This is a genomic window from Spirosoma endbachense, from assembly GCF_010233585.1.
In the GTDB taxonomy this organism is placed as follows: Bacteria; Bacteroidota; Bacteroidia; order Cytophagales; family Spirosomataceae; genus Spirosoma; species Spirosoma endbachense.
In genome coordinates this window covers 4,229,574-4,253,647 of the sequence record NZ_CP045997.1, presented here as the reverse complement: position 1 = coordinate 4,253,647, position 24,074 = coordinate 4,229,574, and the positions used below count along the sequence as shown (strand labels likewise).

Genomic DNA, 24,074 nt, shown 5'->3' with positions numbered 1-24,074 from the left:
TATAGACCTACCTCTGGCCAACTGATTTTACCAGCCTGGATTTTGCATCGCCGTCTTTTGGTCGGCAGTTAAAATGGAACCACCCTGTTTCACCCCATCCAGAAATTTCTGAGGAAGCGGACGCAGTAAATGTTTGGGCGCAATCGGTTTAGCCTCATCATTAAAGGCAGTCGCTCTGGCCACTAACGTCCGGGTACGCGACAAATCTTCCCACCGCATTAATTCGCCCATCAACTCCCTCGAGCGTTCGTTGAGCATAAAGGCAATGAATTGATCAGCCTGCGAGGTTGCCCCTAGCTTCGTATAAAACTGGTTGGTGGCACTAAAAATATCGGCCGCACTGTTCAGATGCATCCCATCGAGCGTGCTCGTAGTGGTTGCCGCCAGATTATTGGATTCGAAATACGTGTTCTTATCCGAGTACGAAACGAATTGAGCCGTATTGGCAGCGGTATTGTTTTTGTACGCCAGCCCCCCATCGACGTAGGCGGAACGGTCTTCCCCTGCTTTATAGGCCGCCCGATCGCGAACTTTGTTCAGATAGGGAAGTGCAGCCGCATATTGACCTAACCGGCCGTTGGCTTCTGCAGCAATCAGGTAGGTTTCTGCCAAACGGGCCAGAATACCATCCCGCTGCCCAAACTGCGAAGCTACGGCATTCCGCGAACCATCCATAAATTTGGATAAAGCCAGGTACTGACTGGTGGTATAGTTACCATGACTGCCCAGCATATTTTCGGCCTGCCCGGCAAAATACCGAACATACATCGTTGGTGCCCGTAACGTAATGCCTGTAGGCGTATAGCGCGAATCGCCAGCCGAATTCACTATATACAAAACAGCCTCTTCACCACCGGCAAATTTGGGCTTGCCAACCAAACTCGAATTGGGGGCAGTTGCGGCCGTCCAGGTTGGTGCCGAAGAGGGTCGATTACTCAGATAGCGGGTTTTAAAGCTTTTCCAAAAGCGGGAATCGTTCACCCGGTCGAAGACATCGGTCGAGTAATCGGTCGTGCGTAACCGCTGAAACTCCCGATCGCCGGGAATATCCCGCTGCATACCCGGCAGGGTCTGGTAGATCGACGGATAGTACAAGTGAACCTGATTGCCATAACGGCCCTGGGTAGCTGTGTTACCGGAAAACTGAGCGGACAAAATGATTTCCTTATTGGTTTCGTTCGGTCCGTCTATCGCGCTGAAATTCCATAAATCGCTAAAGTTCGTTGCCAACGTGTGACCACTAGAGTTAATGACCAGATCGGCGTATTTGATGGCGTTTTGTAAGTCAGCATTCTTCGTGTTACTGTTCCAGTCGCTGTTGATTTCGCTGGCCCGGTACAGATAGGCCTTCGCCAGGAAATGAGCGGCCGCCCATTTGGTGAGTCGTCCTGCTTCACTGACCGAGGCTGGCAATAAATCATAAGCCTGAGTAAAGTCGGCAACGATCTGATCATAAACCTGCTGGGTTGTTGCTCGGGCAAACTCCTCTTCAATACTGGTCGAAGGAACCAGTTTTAGCGGTACTCCCCCAAATTGCCTGACCAGCTTAAAATAATCGAATGCGCGCATGAAGTAACCTTCGCCTGATCGGGTATTGGCATTGGCACCTCCTCCGTAGTAGGTAGGCACATTCTGAATCATGATGTTAGCCGAGTTGATATTCTCGTACATATTATCCCATACCGTGGATATGTCGCCATTTTGCGAATTGAGATTGGCATCATACGAGTTGAACATTTGCTCGGTACGATCTCCACCAACGGTAAATTCGTCGGTACCATAATTGGTCGTTGAGTAGGCCCACTCGTAATTAAAATGAAAGCGCAGGCTCTGGTACATGCCAATCGACAGGCCGTCCAGGCCGCTGGCCGTTTGAAAGTTCTGGGTCGTGAGCAGCGTAATCTGGTTTTCCTCCAGAAACGTTTCTTTGCAGGCGGTTGCCCCGGTCAGCAAACATGCAGTCAGGACTAGTTTATAGCTATATCGAAGGTTCATGAAAGTTCGCTTAAGGGGTTAAAATCCTACGTTTAGGCCGAAGACAAGCCCTCGGTTGAAATTGGAAAGTCCCGTATCGGGATCGAGCCAACTGATTTTCGAGTAGATCAATCCGGGATTCAGCAACTGGGCGTAGACCTTTACCCGCGATAACCCTATTTTTTGAACCGCGTTCGTCGGGATGAAATAGCCTAAGGTGATGTTCCGGATCTTGATAAATGAACCATCCTGGTAATTCAGGGAATTCACGAAAGCATCGCCTGCGGCACTATTGTAATTGGGAGCAGGATAGTCGTTGGTCGGGTTCGTGGGCGTCCAGTAGTTTACCAGTTGCTGAGCATACCGTCCCTGCAACGTTTGTCCCCCGGACTGAACCATAAATTTCCAGCGCGAGAAAATGAACGCCGATAATTGAATGCCCTTATACGTAATCGTATTCGTGATTCCTCCTGTCCAGCTTGGGCTACTGCTACCCCGGATCACCCGATCGTTATTGGCATCAATTTTATAATCTTTGTTCTGGTCAACCACCTTGATATCTCCAGGGCGGAATGTTTGTCCATTGGCCGCATATTTCTGGATTTCTTCCTGGTCCTGGGGTGTGTTCTGCCAGATTCGCTCTTTCGCGTAATCATAGTAAACGCTCAGCCGCTGCCCAATAAACCAGAGGTTATTGATGTCATCTACGGGTCCATTGGCCAGGCTGACAATGCGGTCTTTATTGGTGGCGAAGTTGATGGTAGAGTTCCATTCGAACTGACGCGATTTAATATTGGTCGTGTTTACTGTCAGCTCAACGCCCCGGTTAGAGGTCTCACCAACATTGGCCAGCGAAGTCGTGTATCCGTTAATCGAAAGAATATTCCGCAGTAGCAGCAGATCGGTCGTTCGGGAGGTATAGAGATCCAACGCACCATTGATACGGCCTTTGAACAAATTGAAATCGATTCCCAGGTTATATTGCCGGGTATGCTCCCAGCCCAGTTGGGGGTTAGGAAACGAGATAGGAGTGGCCAGCGTGGCATCCGACGAAACATAGCCCGCCTGAACGGAACTGCCAAAAGTATAATACAGGGTTTGCAGCACGCCCTGCGTCGAATACGGGCTGATAGCGGCATTTCCGGTTTCACCGACGCCGACGCGTACTTTCAGTTCATCGACCCAGGGAACGGTTTTCATGAAGTTCTCCTGATCAAGTCGCCAGGCTACCGATAGCGAGGGGAAGAAATCCCACTTATGCCCAGGCGCCAGCTGGGAAGCGCCATCCCAGCGACCAAACGCGGTTACGATGTACTTACTGTTGAAGCTGTAATTCGCCCTGGCCATGTAGGAAAGCAGAGAAGATTGGACGAGGTTACTGCCGAATCCATCCAGCGCACTCACCGAGTTCAACTGATACCACAACTGGCTGTTATAAGGCAGCTTTGTAGCCGTCATCGACGAGGTTTCCTGCCGGTATGAGGTGGCATTGTGCAAAAAGGTCAAGCCGATACTGTGTTGACCAAACGTCTTGTCGAAGTAAAGCAGGTGATCCAGCGACCAGGAAAAATTATTGGTATTGTTGAGTTGAGCGTAATTGGTAGACCCTGGTTCACCCCCTCCCCGGTTGATCGAGTTCTGATCCATCCAACGGCCGTTATTGTTGTAATAAAAATCAGGGCCGAAGTTTACCCGGTAGCGAAGTCCATCCATAATTGTAACCTCTCCGTAGAGGGAAGCCACGGCTCGGGTTACCTTTCGCAAATTGATGTTGTATTCGTCTTCCCCGATCGGATTGAGGATGGTAATATCACCGCCGGGTAGATTGATCCGTTTGCCATTGGCGTCAAAAGGCTGGGCAAACGGCAACATCCCTTTGGCGGCTGCATACAGACTACCCGCTCCTGATGTACTGGTCGAGGAAAAGCCGTAATTCTGTTTACTGAACGTCCCGTCCAGCGTTCCGCCCATTTTAAACCACTTTACCGGATTGACGTCAACGCTTACTTTCGCACTATAGCGAGTGTAGTCCTGCCCGAGTTGGGTGCCTTCCTGGCGCAAATACCCGAATGACCCGTAGGCTTTGATTTTGTCGGTTCCGCCACTGGCACTGATGATATGATCCTGCGTAATACCCGTACGTTTTACTAATCCCGTCCAGTCTGTTGTTGGAACCAGATCACCGTTCCAGGTCCCGTTCACCCACCCTTTGTTGACATTAGCCAGCGCGTAGGCGTCACCGCCAAAAATACGCTGATCGTCTACCTGACTGGGTCCGTCCGGGTAACCGGTGCCAGCGGGGGTTGCTTTGCCCGCCAACGTGTTAATGTAGTTGATCCGCCGGTAGGCATCTCTCCTTAAGTCAATGTATTGAGCCGAATTCATCATCTGTTGCCGATCCTGAATCTGCTCAAAGGTGGAAGTTCCGACGTATTCAAGGGCCAGGCGGCCGCTTTTACCCCGTTTGGTCGTGACGACAACTACGCCATTCGCCCCACGGGACCCGTAAATAGCGGTTGCCGAAGCATCCTTCAAAATGTCGATGGCCTCAATATCATTCGGATTGATGAACTCAATACCGCCCGACGAAAGTGGTATTCCATCAACCACGTAGAGCGGATTATTGGTGGCCGTCAACGAGCGATTACCCCGGATTCGAATGCTGCCCATTTCACCGGGTCGCTCATTGGAGGTAATATCAACCCCGGCGGCTTTGCCCTGAATAGCCTGCAACGCATTCGCAACCGGTCTTGACCGAATATCCTCGGCACTTACGCTCACCACAGAGGATGTTACATCAGTCCGTTTTACCGTGTTGTACCCGACAACCACAACTTCACTAAGCGTTTTGTTGTCGGGCAACAACTTGATATCCAGCGAACTTTGCGTGCCGACAACTACTTCCTGTGAGACATAGCCCACTAACGAAAAAACCAGTGTGTTGGCAGCCCCTTCAGGTACAGTCAGTCGATAGCGTCCATCTACATCGCTCGTTGTCCCCCTGGTTGTTCCTTTCAGCACTACATTGACACCCGGCATGGGGCCATTGTTTTCATCCGTTACCCGGCCCGAGATGGTCATATCCAGAATCATGGCCGACCCATCCAGCGCCCCATCGGCCGATGAGGTTTCCAATGTGGGTAACGGTTTGAGGACAATCAGCCGGGAATAAACAGTATACCCAACGCTGAGGGGCTGAAGCAGCCGGTCGAGCAGTTCACCCAGGGGTTCATTGACCGATACGACATTCACCCGACTCTCCGCGGGGATATAGCGGTTATTATAAGAGAAACGGACATCGGCCTGCTGACTGATCTGGCGTAATACATCCCGCAGGAGCGTTTTCTCAACCCGCAGATTGATCCGGCGGGTCAGGAGCTCCTGCCCGCGTTGCGGATACGCCACTGATACGGAAGCAAACCAGCCCAACAACAAGAGGGGCAATGCCGAAATTTTCATCAAATAAAATCCTGTGCCGACGATTCGTCGGTAATTTTTTGTAGACTTGTTCATGTTTTGTAAAGGTTTGTAGCCTAGCGAAACCAGTCCCAGCATTCCCTCCCGGAACGCAATTGAGCAGCAACTCAGTGAGGACCCGAAGCCATCGGTGCAGCAACATCGGTGGCTTCTTTTTTATCAGGATTTAGTACATTTTTAGGGGTTATAAGTTAAGTTAGGGACAGCCGGAGCCCGTCAGCCGAATGCGATTGCCGATTAGCTCAGCTCGGGTATCGGGTCCAATGGTTTCGGCTAAAATGGTCAGCTTTTCTGTCAGGGGCTCATCTGATAAACTCGTCGTAATCAGGCAGTTTCGGAACGCAGCACGATCGAAGTCAATGGGCATATCGTAGGCTTTGGCCAGTGCATCGAGCACGTCGGATACGGGGACTTCGTTGAACTCGAATTGTTGTTCATTGAGTCGTTCAGAAAGTTCAGAAGGTTGTTTGATCCGTTGGGTAATTAACGGCTCCTGACTGCGAACCACCCGTAGCTCCTCATTCGCCCGCAGCGAAACAGGACGTTCAGTGGAGGCAGCGGCTGAGTTCCGGTATACAAGAACATTCCCGGTGCGCACCTGGATTAAAGTTCCCTTATTTTGGGGCAACACCTTGACCAGAAAACTGGTACCTACTACGCGGGTGATCAGCTGGCTGGTTTTTACATAAAAGGGTTGTGTGGCATTTTTGTGTACCTCAAAAAAAGCCTCACCCGTCAGGGTCACTTCCCGTCGATTAGCCGCAAATGTAGTCGGGTAACGAAGGGTACTTCCGGGAAACAGCCATACAACACTTCCATCGACCAGGCTCACTGGTTTCTTTGTGGCTTGCTGATTGGTGACCACCTGCCAGGTAGGTATTGCAGATAGGGAAGTTGGGGCAACCGGGCGACTGGCCCACCAGCTTACTCCTCCTACCAGTAGCAGCACCGCTGCCGCCCGCCAGAACCAGGATCGGTGCAGCGGTCTAACCCAAACGTCGCGTTCCACTTCTGCCCTTCTGACCTTTTTCCAGGTAGCTTCAATCTGTTCATTCAACTCCTGGGGCGATAAATAGTCGACCGGAATAGCGGTTACCCGCAGCAGATCAGCGGCCTGCTGCGCCAGCGAATGCAGTTGGGGGTGGGCAGTCAGAAACCGTGTGAAGTCGTGACCCGGCTGGCCAAACTGCCCGGATGACACCCAATCCCGAAATGTAGGGTCTGTTGCAAATTCATCGGCAGTCGTAAACGTTGTCCATCCCTTCATGGTCCGTTGGGCTTTTTTATGAAGGGTCAACAGGGTTTAAAACGTACTCACTAAAGAGGAAAAAATTTTGACTATTTTGTATTTAGTTTTCCAGTAAGCTAAAATATAGCCAGAATAGTACTGGTAATGAGGTAGGAAACTGGCCGCGCAGATTAGTCAATGCCCGGTGCAGGAGATTAGAGACGGATTGGTAGTTAATATCCAGAATTGAAGCAATCTGGTCTTTTTCTAATCCCTGATAATACCGCAAATAGATGATTTCTTTCTGGCGGGGTGGCAGTTGATTCATCAGAAGATTGAGTTGGTGCAATCGCTCCCGGTCAATCTCATCGGCAATCCAGGTTTCTTCCACCGAGAAGGTAATGGTAAAAGGCATATCCTCAACATCACTGGTAAGTGATCCAAAGCGCTGATTCTGACGAGCTCGCCGACATACGGAGTGGCGAACAGATGAAAACAGGTAGGTTCGAATCGACAGGATTGGCTGAGTCTGGGTACGGCGCAGCCAAAGATCCACCAGTACATCCTGTACGCAATCCTGAACCAGGTCTTTATCGCTCGAAAATTTACGTCCGTAGTGTATCAACGAAGCAAAGAGACGTTCCATCAACTGAGTAAATGCCGACTCCTGATCCTCCCTGATTAATCGCCATAGATCGTCATCACTACGTATGGTTTTACTCATGGTCAATGCGCAACTTATCAAAAGTGTTTTCGGCTCCTTTAGGATGAACATTCTTCGCTTGATCAGTCGGCATCCGTTTTACGCGAAACGAGGCCATCTGCCGTTCTTTGGTTCGACAAGCAACGGTTGATCATCGGCAAATTCGTTCAATAAACACTACCTATGTCGACAACAGGCTTGTAAGTTTACTGGCTGTTTATGCAACTAAAGTAAGCTTTTACCGTCCAGCAAGCTTTCCCTCGCTAATCAGGAATTAGCACTAAGGTAAGAAATTTTTGACGAATTAGGCGATCGATAAGGCGCTGCCAATATGAAAAAGTAACTTGTTTTAAGAATCAATTTTTGCGATTAGTTAGTAACAGTATATGCATCAGAAAATATAGTCACTCCATTCAATGGATTACTTACCTGCATGATTGATCCATGAATTCGCGGGTAAAACAGTCGATTTGGTAGTGTGGTGGTGTGCCTATGTGGTGTCGGTTTCTTCAAACCGACACAGGGAGGACGGTTCACCGTGGCCACGGCGAACCGATGCGATTCTGCAACCCTCGTCGTTCATGCCAGGTGCGGTTTCTCAACCCGCAGAGGTCAGGTTCTTCAACCTGACCTCACACCAATAAATCTGATCTCACTCCATAACCCCAACATCACGCTAATGAGCCTGACCTCACGGCAATACCAGCTAAGCAACCGTGAGGCATTAATCAACACTAGTTGTAGCTGTAGCTGGCATACGATCTAAAAATTCACTCGCAACGTTGTACCATACGTCCTTGGGTTGCCTAAGTGAGTCGCCCCGAAATTATAAGCGTAGTCGATATAGGTCGTTTTGCTCAGGTTACGTCCCCAGAAAAACAATTCTGCACGTCGTGACGAGATGCCTAACCGGGCATTCAGTAAACTGTAGCCCTGTTGAGAAATTTGATTGGCCAGATCGAAATACTGTTTCCCCAGATAACTCCATTCTCCGCGGGCAATCAGTCTAAATTGTTGAGCACCACCCAGTACATAGCCATATTGCACCGCCAGCATGGAGGTAATGTCGGGTGTAAATATCTGACGGTTATCCTTTAGGTTAACCGTTTCACCGTTTGAGGCTAAATTGAGCGACGAATATTTAGCATTCGTATAGCCAGCCTGATATGTTAATTCCAGTCCTTTTGCGGGCGTTGCCTGTACCTCGAGCTCTACCCCTTTACTAGTCAACTGGCCCGCATTTCGGGTAACCGTTATGGCATCAGGCAAAATCAACGTGGGCACCTGAGCATCCTGCACCTGTGTATAGAAGGCAGCGACATTCACACGCAGTTGATTGTTCCAGAATGTGTTCTTCAAACCAATTTCAATATTGTTACTGTATTCTGGTTTGTAGGCATACAGGGGTGGCTGCGAGGGATCGGACGAAAGCTGGGAGATGCCACCCGCGCGGTATCCCCGACTATAGGTAGCATATACCTGGTGATTTTCAGCCCATTGATACCCCAGACTGGCTTTTGGTGAGATAGCGGTAAACCTGGCCGTCGTCGACGTATCGGGCTGAGTGACCATGGCTATGTCGCCATCCTGCTGAAACTCACCCAGTACGGATTGCTTTTTATGTTCGTAATCATACCGCAGGCCAAACGTTAGTTTCAGCCTGGGATTGATTGCATACGTTCCCTGTCCATAAACTGCCAGCCCAAAACTCTTTCCTATATTGGTACTGATACTGGTGAAATTAGGAAATGGCGCACCAACCAAAGCGGCATCATTGCCAAAATGAGTTCCCTGCTTCACCGGATTATTCTGGTAAAACCCATAGATGCCAGCAATCCAGTTGAAGCGGGACGTTGAACTGGCCGGTGAGGTAAACCGAAATTCCTGTGTACCGACCCGTACATTATTCCACTTTTTGCCGTAATCATCGACAATGGAAACGCCATCGATCGGTGAAAAATCACCATCGAGTGGCTGTGTATAGTACCGGTAATTGGACTGGTAGGCCGTTTGCGACGTAAACGTAAACCCTTTCCCAGCATAATTTGCCGATAAGGACGTATTGATTACCCGATCCATGAGTCGGCCAACCGCATTCTGATTCACTGTGAATGGGTCGCTTAATGCTTCCTGCGGACTGGACGCTAAGGGGAAAGCGCCATCATTTCGGTTCATATTGTGCTTTACATTGAGAGTCAGTGACCAGCGCGAACTGGCCAGAAACTTCAAATAATAATTCCCCATGAAGTAATTTGCCCGGTCGAATCCTGATTGAGTAAAAGCATTCCGATAAAAACCATCCTGCTGCCCGTATAATGCCGAAATGCCCAGAAACAAACGGTCTTTCACTAAGGGTGTCCGCAACCCGGCACTATACCGCTGCTGTCCGTAACTACCATAATTAAGTTCGATAAAACCCCGCGTTTTGTTATCGGGTTGTTTTGTAATAATGTTAATGACTCCGCCCATTGCATTACGCCCATATAGCGTTCCCTGTGGGCCACGCAACACCTCTATTCGCTCAATATCAAGCAGTTGCGACACATATGTATCTAAACTAAACTGGTTGACGCCATCGATGTAAGTTGCAACGGTTGGGTCGTAGGACGTCGTGGCAATACCCCTGATGGATGTTACGTTGCGACCGTCACCGGGATTGGCTGAATACAAATTGGGAATCAGAGCAGTAAGGTCTTTACTCGTCCATAACCGATAGTCCTGAACCTGCTTCGACGAAAGTGTGGATACGCTGAATGGCAGTTTTTGCGGATCTTCTTCTACTTTTTGGGCCGACACCGTTACTTCGTCTAATCGTCGTGCGGATTCGGCGAGCTGGATCGTTATGGTCTGATTTTCAGCGGCAATCGTAACAGATCTGGTAGCCGTGGCAAACCCCAGTGCACTTACCTTCAGCGTATATCGACCTGGTGGTACATTTGGAATGCTGAATTTCCCCTCATTATCGGTTGGCGTGCCCAGGTTGGTGTTTAACAGATACACATAAGCGTCACGGATGACAATCGATTGCTGATCGGTAATTGTTCCGGAGAAGCTGCCCAGGGTCTGGCTTTTGACAGTTGCAATTGAACTAATAAATACGATACACAAAGACCAGAAAAAGTTGTTCATAGAATAAAGAGGCAATGGAGTTGATTTTCTTACTGGCTTGCCAGCCTGACAAAATTAATCGTTGATTCGCGACTATAGCCTTTTTTCAAAAAGACAACAGTACACAGAATTTTAAATTCCTGATTCTGACACGTTAACTCTTTTTACTTTGGAAAATAAAGCGGCTACCTGTTTTCTTCCGCTGTCAATTAGGCTCTACTGGGCAACGTAATAACTAGTATCTAAATGGAAACGTCGTTTAGAGCAGCGAGTTTGTCGAGCCATTGATTCCCTAAACCAGGATAAGATCAGTTAAAGTCCTGTCCATTTCTGTACTTGATTTGTCCAAAAATGGACAAACTATTAGTAGCTGAGTACATAAAAATGCACATTCAATGCATTCAGACCACTTTAAGAATTTTGGCCGAGTATTTGTACGACAAAGCCTATACTAATAATAACCGCTCCGGCGTCCCGACTTGAACAGCCAACGTTGTTAAATCGAACCGATTCGTCCATGAGTGTTCTCTTCACTTTCCGCTATGAAACGAGCCTTTTTAGGTGATCTCGAAGAAGTCGTTCTGCTGACAATGACCGCTCTGCAAGATTCGGCTTACAGTGCTTCGACTACCCAAACCATCGACCAGCAGATGGCCAGCAGCATCAACTTTCCCACCGTTCACAATACCCTGCACCGGCACCAGGAGCAGGGCTTCGTCTCCTCCCGGATCGGCGGAGCCACCGCCGATCGTGGCGGGCGTCAGAAACGGTTGTTCACCGTAACAACAGCTGGTCAAAGGGCACTGATCGAGTGTCGCCGGGCCGACGTTCGGCAAGTTCGAGCCCAATTGTGGGACGGTCTGGCGATTCAGCAGATTCCAACCCAGATACTACAGTTATGGGAGGTTTAATCGACGGAAAAGGCCGCTTTCAAGATCCCAGACCGCCCCGCTGGGCCACCTGGTTACTGAGCCGATTTAGCCCGTCTGGACTGGAAGATGAGCTGCAAGGTGATCTGCTGGAGATGTACACCTACTGGGTGAAGACTATTGGGTTGAGGTGTGCCCGCTGGCGGTATGCACTGGCCGTCCTGCGGTTGATCCGCCCTTTTAGCTGGTCAATGACCAAACAACTGCGTGAAATTTCTCATTTCTTTATTTTACAACCAGCCATGATTCGTAACTACCTTAAAATCGCCTGGCGCAACCTGATCAGGAATATTGGCTATTCGGCCATAAACATTGGTGGGCTGGCCATCGGCATGGCTGTGGCCGTCATGATTGGTTTGTGGGTCTATGACGAACTAACTTACAATCATTACCACAAAAACCACGATCAGATTGCCCAGGTCTGGCAAAGCAGCGTCAAAAATGGAGAAATTAAAACCCGATTTACTGTACCGCGCCCGTTAGAAACAGCGCTCCGAAACGAGTATGCCATTAACTTTAAACACATCGTGATGAGTAGCTGGACGCTGGACGGGGTCCTTTCGTACGGTAACAGGAAGGTGGTTAAAGAAGGCAATTACATGCAACCTGACGCCCCCAAGATGCTTAGTCTGGATATGCTGGCCGGGCAAAAAGAGGGGCTACGCGACCTCAATTCGATTATGCTGGCTGCTTCGACAGCGAAGGGACTTTTCGGATCGGAAAATCCGATTGGCAGGATCATCAAATTCGATAACCACTACAACCTGAAGGTTACGGGTGTCTACGCCGACATTCCGTTTAGCAATTCGTTCAACACCACGACCTTCATCATTCCCTGGGAGCATATGGTGGCCAACACGCCCTGGATTAAGGAGGCTGCCAATTCGTGGGGTAATAACTCCTTTCGGCTGTATGTGCAGATCGCTGACAACACCACGATGGAGCAGGTAACGGCTAAAATCAAGGATATTAAACTGAACGTGAATCGGGCAGAATACGCGAAGAACAAACCGCAATTCCTGCTTTTGCCCATGAACGACTGGTACCTGCGAAGCAATTTTGTGAACGGCTTACAAACCGGCGGGCGTATTGATACAGTATGGCTGTTTGGCAGTATCGGCGGCTTCGTCCTGCTGCTGGCCTGCATCAACTTCATGAACCTCAGCACCGCCCGCTCCCAGAAACGCGCCAAGGAAGTCGGTGTTCGGAAGTCGGTAGGTTCGGTGCGTTCGCAGTTGATCGGTCAGTTTTTAAGCGAGTCGTTCCTGGTGGTCGCCCTGGCGTTTCTGATCGCCATGACGCTTGTTCTTATCACGATGCCAGCCTTTAATACGCTGGCCAACAAGCAGATCGCATTTCCCTGGATGAACGTCTTTTTCTGGGGAACCACTCTCATCTTTATCGTATCTACAGCCCTGTTGGCGGGCAGTTACCCAGCCTTGTATCTCTCATCTTTTCTGCCCGTGCAGGTGTTGAAGGGTACTGGACCCTCGTTACGGTTTCGAGTGGGCTGTTTTGCTGCCTTGCCCCGCCAGGTACTGGTTGTGTTGCAATTCACGGTGTCCGTATCGCTGATCATCGGCACGATCATTGTGTTCCGGCAGGTGCAGCACACCAAAAACCGACCTGTCGGCTACGACAGGGCGGGATTGGTATCCATTCCGTTGACCGAAGGAGAGTTTGATGGCAAGTACGAATTCATCCGGAACGAACTCATGGGTTCGGGGGCAGTCGTGGCCATGTCGGCCACCAGCAATCCAACAACGGATGTAGCTTACGGTCGTGGTGGTTTCCTCTGGGAGGGTAAGCCTGCTGATTTCAGGGCCAGTTTTGCGTGGATCTGGGTGTCGCCCGACTACGTCAAATCGCTGGGTATGCGGATCATTGCCGGACGCGATTTTTCTCCCGCCTTCCCCTCCGACTCCAACGCGATACTCCTCAACAAAACCGCCGTCGACTACATGGGACTCAAAGATCCCGTAGGTACCCTACTTCGTGAGGACAATAAAGATAACTCTGGCCAGCCGTTGAGAGTTATTGGCGTCGTCGACGACATGGTTATGGAATCTCCCTACGATCCCGTCCAACCGTCGGTGTATGAATTTAACAAAGGTTCAGCCCGCTTTTATAACCTGCGACTTAACCCAGCCCAAAATGCCCGCGAGAGCATCGCTACCGTCGAACGGATATACAAAAAAAACTTCCCTAATCTACCGTTTCAGTATCGATTTGTGGATCAGGAATATGCAGCCAAGTTTTCTACAGAAGAACGAATTGGTAAACTGGCTGGCTTCTTTGCCTCCCTGGCTATCTTTATCTCGTGCTTAGGTTTATTCGGGCTATCTTCATTCATGGCAGAGCAACGTACGAAGGAGATTGGCATCCGTAAAGTGTTGGGGGCGTCGGTGGCGAACCTATGGCAGTTACTTTCCAAAGATTTTGTGGTGCTGGTCATCGTGGCCTGCCTGTTCACGATACCGATCGCTTATTACTTTATGAACAGCTGGTTGCAGCACTACACCTACCGCGTTGAACTTTCCTGGTGGATTTTTGCGGTGGCCATCTTCGGAGCTTTATTCATTACACTACTGACCGTCAGTTTTCAGGCTATCAAAGCCGCGATGCTCGATCCGGTAAAAAGCCTGCGTTCAGAATAAAGCACAGGCCGACCCACACAAGTGCAGACTGTCGTCAATCGAGGTCATGGCGACTATAAAAAAAGCACCGTGTTGTTACGGTGCTTTTTTTATAATTCAACGCCCGCTCAGAAAGGTCCATTAATTGTTTAGCGACAGAAGCTGCCCATCGGCCAATAATTTGTCTTTCAATTCTTTCTGGTTCACCGCTTGAACCGTTACCCGCTTCTGGTTAGCCAACACAGCCGCTGTACCACAAGCCTGTCCTAACGCCATGAACGTAAACTCGATCCGAATAGCCCCATAGGCAATATGGCTCGACGATGGGCAGGATGCCGTTAGCAAATTTGTACACTCCGATGCTTTCGGTATCAGCGCCCGGTACGAAATACCAAACGGTTGCCAGGTATTGTCTCTAAATACCGATCCCTCATTATAGGCATACCCATCTTTCACGATTCGTCGAACGCTATGTATATCGGGTGGCCAATAAGCAACAGCAACTGGGTCAGGAACGGGCGGTGGGTTGCCTTTTCTTACATGATGTTCAGTAATCACATAGTCGGAAACCATCCGCCGGGCATCGCGTACGTAGAACAGGCGCGGCCAGCCGCCGTTATCGGTAAATTCATCTTTACTAAGCCCCCATAATGTCCATTCTTTTTGCAGATCAGGAGCCAGCCGACCCACTTCTTCATCATTCGCCAGGAAATAAAATAATCCCTGGGTGAATTGCCTGTGCTGGGCTAACACAGTTTGTCGGGTTGCATAATTTCCACCGGGATAAGCCATATTCATGCCGTATAAATTATGCGATAGATCGTGCCAGGCCCCCAGATCCGTCTTTCCGTTAGGAATGTCGACTCTCGGCCTATAGAGTTTACCCCCTGCTTTCAGGTAACGCAGGTAAATTTCGTATTGCTCACGCTGATAGACTTCCGGCTTCGGAAAAGGGATTCGATTGGTGGGATTCTTGGTCAGGCACATGCGAAAACAATACGCCTGGAGGTGCTGATCGCCGTCACCAGGTGTTCCGAGCGGTTCGTTTTGGATCGTTGGAATTACGCCACTAGTCGGATCACCCATAACCCGATACGGGTCGACCTTAACCAAAAACTGAGCATGATCCGTAACGGCCTGAATGCCATTTTTAGCCTCTCCATACGTAGCATTTGATTCACGACCAATAACCGTACTGATACCGGCAGCGTTTAGTAAATCACCTTCAATCGTGGCATCGATGAAGACTTTTGCCCGATAGGTTTGCCCATTCTCTAGTTTGATCTGCTGAATAGCCGTTCCTTTTTTGAGAACCGCATCTTTCATTTCCAGCAATCGACTTTCGTAAGCTATCCCGATCTTATGCTCAGCGACCCAATCGAGAAGTATCTGTTCGGCCACGTGTGGCTCAAATCGCCAGATGTCTGGTTTTTTGGCTTTACTACGTAGCACCTGCTCAAATTCGTCGGAACGTCCATAGGCTTTGGCGATTCGTCGATAAAACTCAAGAGCGAGTCCGCCTACCGCCGGGCTATTCTGGAACTCCTGATGATTGTCGATATCAGTCCCTCCGAGTCCTTCAACCATAATGCCACCCAGATGTCGCCCAGGCTCCAGTAGCGCGACTGTCTGCCCCATTCGGGCAACCTGAATAGCCGCCATAACCCCAGCCGGAGTACCGCCGTAGACAACCACATCATAAACAGGTTGGGCGGGAAGAACCCCAGGAATCAGAAATAAGAGTGAAATCAGAAAGTTTTTCATTGCCGTTCAGGAATCAATAGCCCTCGTTCTGTTTTAAGGCTGGATTAGCGTCAATCTCCCGCTGCGGAATCGGCATCAGTGTATGAAAGACCTGTATGGTTGTCGCCCGGCCAAAACTGGTTTCGGCTTTCACCGCACTCAGTAACCTGCCTGTCCGAACCAGATCAAACCAGCGCTGTCCTTCAAAACAGAGTTCAAGTCTGCGCTCCAGCCATACCGCTTCTTTAAACGTCTGATACGTCAATCCCGAAAGAGGGTCCAGTCCGGCGCGGGCGCGTACTTTATTGAGGGCTTCATACGCCTGAGCGTTTGGGCCTTTGCCGGCTTCATTGAGGGCCTCGGCATAAATCAACAACACCTCAGCATACCGAAGAATCGGGGCACTCTTCCCTCCATTTCCAGCAACGGTAGACGTCAGGTCCGCTAGCTTCCAGAATGAAACTCCTTTGGCCGGATCAGTATCCGTCACCGATAAAGGCGTAGTCACTTTTGTTGTAGGCTGCACAAAGGAAGTTAGAAACGTGACAGGCTTCCGTTTATCATTCGCGGGGTAGCTATTGAACAGGCTTTGGCTAACCCGAAAAATACCGCTTCCGTTTCCCGGAACGATGGGTGCCCCCCGAGGAGCATAGCCTGTTGTAAAGTTATTTCCGGCCAGATCGGTAATATAAAGCACCTCGAATAACGACTCCTTTCCACCCCGACCGGCCAGGCTGAACACATCCGAATAATTGTCCCACAGGTTATACAGGCCCAAATCCATAGCCTCTTTCGCTTTGGCAGCCGCCAGCGCCCAATGGGGCGAAGCAGCATCGGTACCCGCCCAGGTCAGGTAGACTTTTGCCAGAAGCCCTTTAGCCGCTCCCTGGGTTGCTTTGCCTACATCAGCGCCTGTATAGGTTTTAGGCAATGCCGTTTCGGCCTCTTTCAAATCCGTCTCAATCTGTTTATAAACCTCATCTTTGGTGGCACGAGCGATGGTGGCATCCGCCAGGCCGGTTGTTTCATTCAGCACAAGAGGCACTCCACCAAAACATTGAACCAACGTAAAGTAGTGCATAGCCCGTAGGAATTTAGCTTCGCCAACATACCCCTTTTTGGTCGTCTCATCCATGCTGATTGGAGGTATCCGATTCAAAATGATGTTCGAACGTTGAATACCCGTGTAGGCATTCGACCAGATGGCCCCCGGAAACGTATTGGTCGGTACCAGGTTATAATTCCACAAGGCCACCCGGTCGGCATTGCCCGTCAGAAACGGGATACCATCGTCGGCAGCCACAACATTGGGCGTCATCAGCACTTCGTCTCTGTACATGGAGCGCAGCATACTGTACATGGACACAACGGCGGCTTTGGCGTCGGAAGGCGTTTGGTAATAGGTTCCGACCGAAACATTGCTTTTAGAAGCTAAATCGAGATCCGGGACACAGCCGTTCAGGATCATGAATACGGAAAAGATGCTATATTTTTTCACGGAATGTCGGAGTTAAGCGGTTAGAATTTCACGTTGAGGCCAGCCAGAAAGGTTTTAGCCGTCGGATAACTTCCATAATCGATACCCTGACTAATGGGGCTTCCACCGGCAAAGTTGACCTCAGGATCGTAGCCTTTGAAGTTGGTGACCGTCAGCCAGTTTTGGGCCGATACGTAGATTTTTACCTGCTGAAGCGCCAGTTTTTTCGATACCAGCTGCGGTAAGGTATAGCCCAGCGAAATGTTTTTCAGGCGCAGGTAGGAACCATCTTCGACATGAAAGGTTGACAAAATACGCTGCCCACCCGCCGAGTTGGCCCTTGGAATATCGGTGTTGGTATTAGTGGGCGTCCAGCGGTTCAGCACGTCTTTCGACTGGTTGTTATTGCCATTCAGGTTATACAAACCGAAGCGCCCGAAATTCAGAATACTATTCCCTGAACTGCCTTGCAAAAAGAGGGTCAGATCGAAGCCTTTGTACGTAAACGTGTTGTTGAATCCGCCAAAGAATTTGGGATTGCCATTCCCAATGATGGTGCGATCCAGATCATTGATAACGCCATCGCCATTCAGGTCTTTGTATTTCAGATCACCGGGTTTTTCGGTTTTCTGAGCGGATGCGTTTACTTCTTCCTGCGTCTGAAAAAGACCATCGGTGACGCGTCCGTAGAAGTTCCCAAGAGGCTCTCCGACTTTCAGCAAAGCGGTGTTAAATACTTGTAGATGGCCGCTTCCTGTACCGGACGTAAACTCAGACCGACCATCCAGCGTCAGTATTTTATTCTGATTGAACGAAATATTGAAATCAGTAGTCCACTTAAAATCTTTTGTATCGACGTTTGCGGTCGACAACGCAAACTCCCAGCCCTGATTTGACACTTTGCCAATGTTCTGTTGTATGGAGCTATAACCCGTTGTTTGCGGAACATTAACCGAGAACAATAAATCGGAGGTTATTTTCTGGTAAAAGTCAGAGGTTAGTCGGATTCGGTTGTTGAACACACCGATATCCAGACCCGCATCAAACTGCGTACTTTTCTCCCATCGTAAATCGTAATTACTAATCGTAGCGGGTACGCCCCCTGACTGAATCGTGGGCGTCGCCCCACCTAATACACCCTGGGTAATGACGATATTCGACAGATACGAATAATCGCCTATGCCCTGATTGCCCGCTACGCCATAACTCAGCCGCAATTTTAAATCGGATAACGACTTCTGGTTTTGTAGAAACTTCTCGTTAATCAATCGCCAGGCGAATGCTCCAGACGGAAAGAAACCATACTTGTTGTTGGGGCCAAACCGCGACGATCCATCCCGACGAGCGGTTAAGGTCAGTAAAAAACGACTATCGAATCCGTAATTAATTCGGGCCAGATACGAAATCAGCGCCCAATCGGCGGCTCCCGATCCTGGATTTTGCAAGGTGGCTCCGGCTCCCAGGTTGTTGTACAGCGCAAAATCATCGTTGAAATTGATGGCGTTGGCTGTTACGGTTTCGATGTTGTACGCTTGAGACGTATAGCCCAGTAATGCCGTCAGGTTGTGTTTGGTGGCAAAAGTTCGATTATAGGTCAGCGTATTTTCATTCAGGTAATTGATATTCAATGCACTGGCTACCGAAGCCGATCCGTTGGTGCTGGCTCCCAGTTGAATAAGGCGGGTAGCGTAGTTGTTTTGCTTAGTCGATAGTAAATCAGCGCCCCAGGTCGTGCGGAAAGTAAGGTGCGGCCCTACCTTGAAATCGGCGTAAAAATTAGTCAACAACCGAAGCGTATAATACAGATTCGTCACTTCTTTAGCCAGGCCTACGGGGTTGTCGACCAGGCTTCCGTTCAGTGTACTTTGATCGCGGTAATAAATGCCCGGCGACGCATAAATAGGGAAAACAGGAGCATAGTTCAGGGCGGCATTGGTAACTCCACCGGCGGCCCCGCCATCGGTGGCTGTGCGGCTACTGTTCGAGCGGGTGTGTGCGCCCTGCATCGATAGGCCAATGGTCAGCCAGGGCTTTACTTCCCGATCCAGATTAGCCCGCAGGGAAAATCGTTTGAAGTACGAATTCAGAATAATCCCCTGCTGGTCATAGTAGTTGCCGGAGATGGCATACCGGGTTTTGGCCTCTCCACCCGTGAAGGATAGCTGGTAATTTTGAATAGGCGCCGTTCGAAAAACCTCATCCTGCCAGTCAGTACCTTCCCCCAATGATTCCGGTAGTGGACGGGCAGCCGTCGAGCCGTCGAAATAAGCGGCTCCTCCCCCATTGATCCGGGCGTCGTTAATGAATGTGGCATACTCCCTGGCATTCAGCAAAGGAATTTTACGACGGACCGCCTGAACGCCATAGTATGACTCAAAATTGATACCCGACTGACCAGCCTTTCCCCGTTTAGTGGTTACCAGCACAACGCCATTGGAGCCCCTTGACCCATAAATGGCTGTCGCTGAGGCATCTTTCAGGATTTCAATCGACTCGATATCGTTTGGATTGATCGAATTAAGATCGCCCGTAGGAAATCCGTCGATCACGTACAATGGGTCATTTCCTGCATTGACGGACCCCGTCCCTCTAATCCGGATCGTAGTCGAGCCGCCCGGTGCAGCCGAGTTCGAGGTGACCTGCACACCCGCTATTCGTCCCTGCATGGCCCGATCAAGCGAAACGATGGGCGTTGCTTTGATGATCGATTCATCAATTCTGGCGACCGATCCCGTCAAATCGCTTTTCTTCACCATACCATAGCCCACCACCACCACTTCGTCCAGCGACTTGTTATCAGTCGCCAGTTGAATATCAATAGTGGTGCGATTTCCAATCGTTACTTCCTGGCTCTTATAGCCGACAAAGGAAAAAATCAAAATAGCAGCAGATCCGTTGTCGGGTATCGTGAGTTGGTATACTCCTCTGGCATCGGTAGTGGTACCACGCGTCGTGTTTTTAACGACTACGCTCACCCCAGGCAGCAATCCCCCATTTTCATCACTAACCGTACCGGTTATAGTCTGCTCGGCAGATTGATCTGTACTAAACGTTTCGGGTTTGAGCAGGTCAGGACTCATGCCTGACGAAGCAGGATTTCGCTTGAGAAGAATCTGATTACCAACTACTTCGTAGGTTATTTTCAGTGGCAGCAACAGTGTATTTAAAATATCGGCCAGCCGTTTGTCTCGAAAATCCAGTGACACTTTACGATAGGACTGAATCAGTTCAGGGCTATAAATAAAGCGAACACCAGCGGCTTTTTCTACGCGGTCGAGGACTACTTTTACTGCCTGATCCTTGCACTGAAGGGTCACACTTCGGTTGAGAACTTCCTGCGCCTGGCCATCATGAGCCAGCGCAATGCTGACGACAAGTACGCACAGAATAATTTGAAGAAGCCCGATTCTCATAATTCTTCGCAGAAGTAAAGGCGAGGGTATAATAAATTTCATACTTTTGAATGTTTGCTAGTTGGGAAAAATTGGCAAAACAGATCCCTTCATCCTTCTCAGGACGTTCGTTTAGTCGCGATATAAAAGGGATTTAACTTCGGGGGTGAACGATGTTCCAGCATCGTTCACCTTTTTTATCTTCGCATTAATTCATGGTCAGTGAGGGTTTAAGGGTAAAAAATCAGGACTATTGGCACGATTTGCCTGATACAATGATTCGGCCGTCCTTTAGTTCATAGGATGCTTCAAGCACCTTACAAATCCACGTTAGTTTCTGAATAAGTGGATCATCGCCCAGGGTTGCGGTGATGCTACACTGCGCCATTACATCCGCATCAAAGTCAATATTAACATCATACGCCTTTTCAAGATCGGCAAATACGGTCGCAATGGGCGTTTCCTGATAGATAAATAGCTGCTTTTCAATCGGAATATTCAGTAAAGTCGGTTTTTCAACCAGAACACGGGTCAGGCGGCTTTCTTTTCGTTCATAGGTTACCTGCTCATTGGGTGAGAGTACCAGACCCGTCAGCGTTCGACTGCTATCTAAGTGTGTGAACTGGCGGTCTGACTGCGTAAACACAGATACTTTCCCGGTTTTTACGACTACCGTGATAGCCGGGTCATTGGCGTAGGCTTTTATGCCAAAGCTGGTTCCCAGCACCTTGGTAACCAGTTCATCCGCATAGACCAGAAATGGCTGTGCAGGATTTTTCATCACTTCAAAGAACGCTTCGCCTGTCAGGTAGACTTCCCGTTTATCCGGCCTGAATTGCTGAGGAAAACTGATCCGACTATTCTTCTGGAGCAATACAGAACTCCCATCTGGCAGTTGTACGTGTTGAATTGGCCGAGTATCATTCCTGACCTCAATTATCAATCTGCCCGTATGATTTACCTGGGCGACTTTTTGGTCATAAATCGAACGGGGTGTTTGGATCGTAAAGGCCAACCAACCCAGCCCGATCACGAGGAGCACACTGGCAGCCACGGCCCACCATTGTTGATATAAAGGGCGAATAATAACCGGGGGTTGGACTATCTCCTGCCGTTTAGCCTCCTGAAGCGCCCGCTCAACTGACCGCTTAATGTGCGTGTCCGAAACTGGTATGGGTTTCCCCTCTATTGCTTTCACCAGGCTACGGGCCTGGTCAAGCGTTTCACGGCGCATCAGATTATCAGCTGCCCAGTTGTTCCAGTAGTCCTCCAAGTCATCAGCATTACCGGTTACCCAGGCAATAAACCGAGGGTCTTCCAGCAACTCTTGCAAGGCATCGGTACGATTAGTCATAGAATAGATTGAACACTTCCAGTGCTATTATCCCTGAAGCAGGCTGTAGATACTCAGCAAAAGACATTTTTTTTACTACTTGTAAAAAAGTAGCAGGCCAATCAGCAGAATCGAAGGCCAGTTTTCGCGAAGCCTGGTTAAAGCCCGCTGTAGTATGTTACTGACTGACTGGGATTTAATGTCTAAGAGAGAAGCAATTTCTTCTGGCCGAAGGCCCTGATAATAGCGCAGGTAAATAACTTCTTTTTGCCTGGCTGGCAATTGGGCAAGTGCTGCTTCAACAGTACGTTCCAGCAGGTTATGGGTTTCCTGCTGGATGTAATTCTGCTCAATTGAGAAGTCAAATGAGATAGCATCAGCCTGTACATCGAGCGGTTGTTCGTGCGCCCGTCGTTTTAAGGCTTTGATTAACTGATGACGAAACGCTTTTAGCAGGTAATATGTAACGGACGGGGTATCGTTCAGGGTGGCCCTGTGAAGCCATAAATGGATCAGCAACTCCTGAAGTGCATCTTCAATAAATTGAGTATTAGACGAAAACTTCTGCCCGTAATGCATCAGCCTACGATAATGTCGATTAGCCAGTATGGAAAATGCCTCTTCGTCGCCCTGGCGGAAACGATGCCAAAGTTCCTGTTCTTCAACGATAGACATTGATGACTGTGCCAATTCGTACGGTAGCTTATCAAACGTGTTTTATTTACAAAGCAACAATTAATAACCGAATAATTAAATGGTTATTACTGAATAGCCTTCTTAAGATGTAGACAATCTCCGCTTAAAGAGGGGTTTCACATATGGGCTTTAAAAAGGGGATCATCTAACCCCTGTGGCTCCTGTTTGTAAAAATGAACGATCACTTCTGGTTTTGTCAACATCATGGCCAGGCCAATATCAACTACTACCCCTGTTAGTGTGAACAGTATCGATGGGATACGTATCAATCAGAAACGCCCGACCAATGGCCGGGCGTTTCGTTTCTATGTCTCATCATTTCAAAACTATAGTCGAATCTGGGCAAGCTTGCATTTCTTAGGAGGGTATGTCTTTATTTTGATTATTCCCACCTCCCTGACCTACTTCTTTAGTTCCAGTTCCCTGCGATGAGTAGGTGTCTCTGTTAATATTGAGTTGCTATACTTCAGGTTTTACCCAAACTTTCTTTTCATTTTTTAAATGTATCCATTACTTTTTTTCTGGAGATTTAACTTGCGAAGTTATTTAATTCATTACGCTAAAGTTTTCATTTACAAATAAGTACCTATATTTATTTAATTTAGAAAGAATATACTTTAATGTTTCTTTCCTTTATACTAGCTAATAATCCTGTTAGCCTTCCAGGCCTTATATCCATGCCTTTGTTGTGGTGGGTTTAACCCGATAAGCTTTCTGCTCAGGATGAGATCAACAGTGTCCGCAGCAGGTTTCGACCCCGTTGGCTTTCTCCAAACTTTCCTGACCCTCTTTGAAGGCAAACCAAGCGAGTCCTAACATCCCAGCACCGTCGATATAGGGCAAATGCAGCCATTCATAGAGCACACTTGAAGCCAGCAGAACGACCGACATATAGACACAAACCATGGTGCATTTCGCATCGGCAATAATTGGAGCTGAATGGAGTTGTTCACCCGTGCGAATTTTCCACCAGGCCAGAACGCGCATGATGGCAATCGAAAGCACTGAAACCACAATACCGGCCATGGTCGTTTCGGGTTTCTGATTTTCCCAAATGCTGAATGCTGCCCCCAGAATCAGGCCAGCAACCAACACATAAAAACAACCGCCCGTAATCCGAAGGGCCAGCCGCTCGAAGTTTCCCCGGTTTTTGCTCCCGAACCGGCGCAACCGGGCAATCATCGCCAAAATACCTAAACCGGATACCACTTCAATAAAGCTATCTACGCCGAACCCGGCCAGCGTTAAAGCTTCATCATGAGTACCAAAGTAAAGCGATACAATGCCCTCTCCGATGTTGTAAAGGACGGTGAATAAAGCAAGGCCAGTTGCAATAGTCCATTGTTTATCGACGGGAGCTTGCAGTGTCGTTTCCATA

General features: G+C 49.0%; 13 protein-coding genes. 2 read left to right on the top strand and 11 right to left on the bottom strand.

Translation table 11 applies throughout. The annotated features are described in order from the left end of the window. Positions 1-27 precede the first annotated feature (27 nt). The 5 genes from GJR95_RS17090 to GJR95_RS17070 form a co-directional block, all read right to left on the bottom strand. Positions 28-1,995, bottom strand: a complete 1,968-nt coding sequence (locus tag GJR95_RS17090; RefSeq protein WP_162387017.1) for a RagB/SusD family nutrient uptake outer membrane protein — start codon at positions 1,993-1,995, stop codon at positions 28-30. An 18-nt stretch (positions 1,996-2,013) separates the two neighbouring features. Next, positions 2,014-5,487, bottom strand: coding sequence for a SusC/RagA family TonB-linked outer membrane protein (locus GJR95_RS17085; protein WP_162387016.1), 3,474 nt, complete (start codon positions 5,485-5,487; stop codon positions 2,014-2,016). Between the two features lie 160 nt (positions 5,488-5,647). After that, positions 5,648-6,718, bottom strand: coding sequence for a FecR family protein (locus GJR95_RS17080; protein ID WP_162387015.1), 1,071 nt, complete (start codon positions 6,716-6,718; stop codon positions 5,648-5,650). Between the two features lie 82 nt (positions 6,719-6,800). Next, complete coding sequence (locus tag GJR95_RS17075; RefSeq protein WP_162387014.1) at positions 6,801-7,403, bottom strand: RNA polymerase sigma factor; 603 nt, start codon at positions 7,401-7,403, stop codon at positions 6,801-6,803. A gap of 741 nt (positions 7,404-8,144) precedes the next feature. Continuing rightward, positions 8,145-10,511 (bottom strand): TonB-dependent receptor, encoded by a 2,367-nt coding sequence (locus GJR95_RS17070; protein WP_162387013.1) that lies wholly within the window; start codon positions 10,509-10,511, stop codon positions 8,145-8,147. 521 nt (positions 10,512-11,032) lie between these two features. Between GJR95_RS17070 and GJR95_RS17065 the strand changes: the two genes are divergently transcribed. Together GJR95_RS17065 and GJR95_RS17060 are read left to right on the top strand one after the other, a co-directional pair. Next, a complete protein-coding gene (locus GJR95_RS17065) occupies positions 11,033-11,401 on the top strand; it encodes a PadR family transcriptional regulator (protein ID WP_162387012.1) in 369 nt (122 codons plus the stop codon). Then, positions 11,389-14,076 carry an ABC transporter permease gene (locus tag GJR95_RS17060; RefSeq protein ID WP_232541223.1) on the top strand — a complete coding sequence of 896 codons (2,688 nt, stop codon included), beginning with the start codon at positions 11,389-11,391 and terminating at the stop codon, positions 14,074-14,076. Before GJR95_RS17065 ends, GJR95_RS17060 begins: the two co-directional genes overlap by 13 nt. A 120-nt stretch (positions 14,077-14,196) precedes the next feature. Here the strand turns inward: GJR95_RS17060 and GJR95_RS17055 are convergent, their stop codons facing one another. The 6 genes from GJR95_RS17055 to GJR95_RS17030 form a co-directional block, all read right to left on the bottom strand. Next, the gene (locus GJR95_RS17055; RefSeq protein WP_162387011.1) at positions 14,197-15,819 is read right to left on the bottom strand and encodes an FAD-dependent oxidoreductase; all 1,623 of its coding nucleotides are present in this window, start codon (positions 15,817-15,819) and stop codon (positions 14,197-14,199) included. A gap of 13 nt (positions 15,820-15,832) precedes the next feature. Further along, positions 15,833-17,296: a RagB/SusD family nutrient uptake outer membrane protein gene (locus GJR95_RS17050; RefSeq protein WP_232541222.1), complete on the bottom strand. Its 1,464-nt coding sequence runs from the start codon at positions 17,294-17,296 to the stop codon at positions 15,833-15,835. Between the two features lie 20 nt (positions 17,297-17,316). Then, positions 17,317-20,688, bottom strand: a complete 3,372-nt coding sequence (locus tag GJR95_RS17045) for a TonB-dependent receptor (RefSeq protein WP_162387010.1) — start codon at positions 20,686-20,688, stop codon at positions 17,317-17,319. A 229-nt stretch (positions 20,689-20,917) separates the two neighbouring features. Further along, complete coding sequence (locus tag GJR95_RS17040; protein ID WP_162387009.1) at positions 20,918-22,021, bottom strand: FecR family protein; 1,104 nt, start codon at positions 22,019-22,021, stop codon at positions 20,918-20,920. A 75-nt stretch (positions 22,022-22,096) separates the two neighbouring features. Further along, a complete protein-coding gene (locus tag GJR95_RS17035; RefSeq protein ID WP_162387008.1) occupies positions 22,097-22,675 on the bottom strand; it encodes an RNA polymerase sigma factor in 579 nt (192 codons plus the stop codon). A 750-nt stretch (positions 22,676-23,425) separates the two neighbouring features. Continuing rightward, positions 23,426-24,073 carry a cation transporter gene (locus GJR95_RS17030; protein ID WP_162387007.1) on the bottom strand — a complete coding sequence of 216 codons (648 nt, stop codon included), beginning with the start codon at positions 24,071-24,073 and terminating at the stop codon, positions 23,426-23,428. Between the last annotated feature and the right edge of the window lies 1 nt (position 24,074).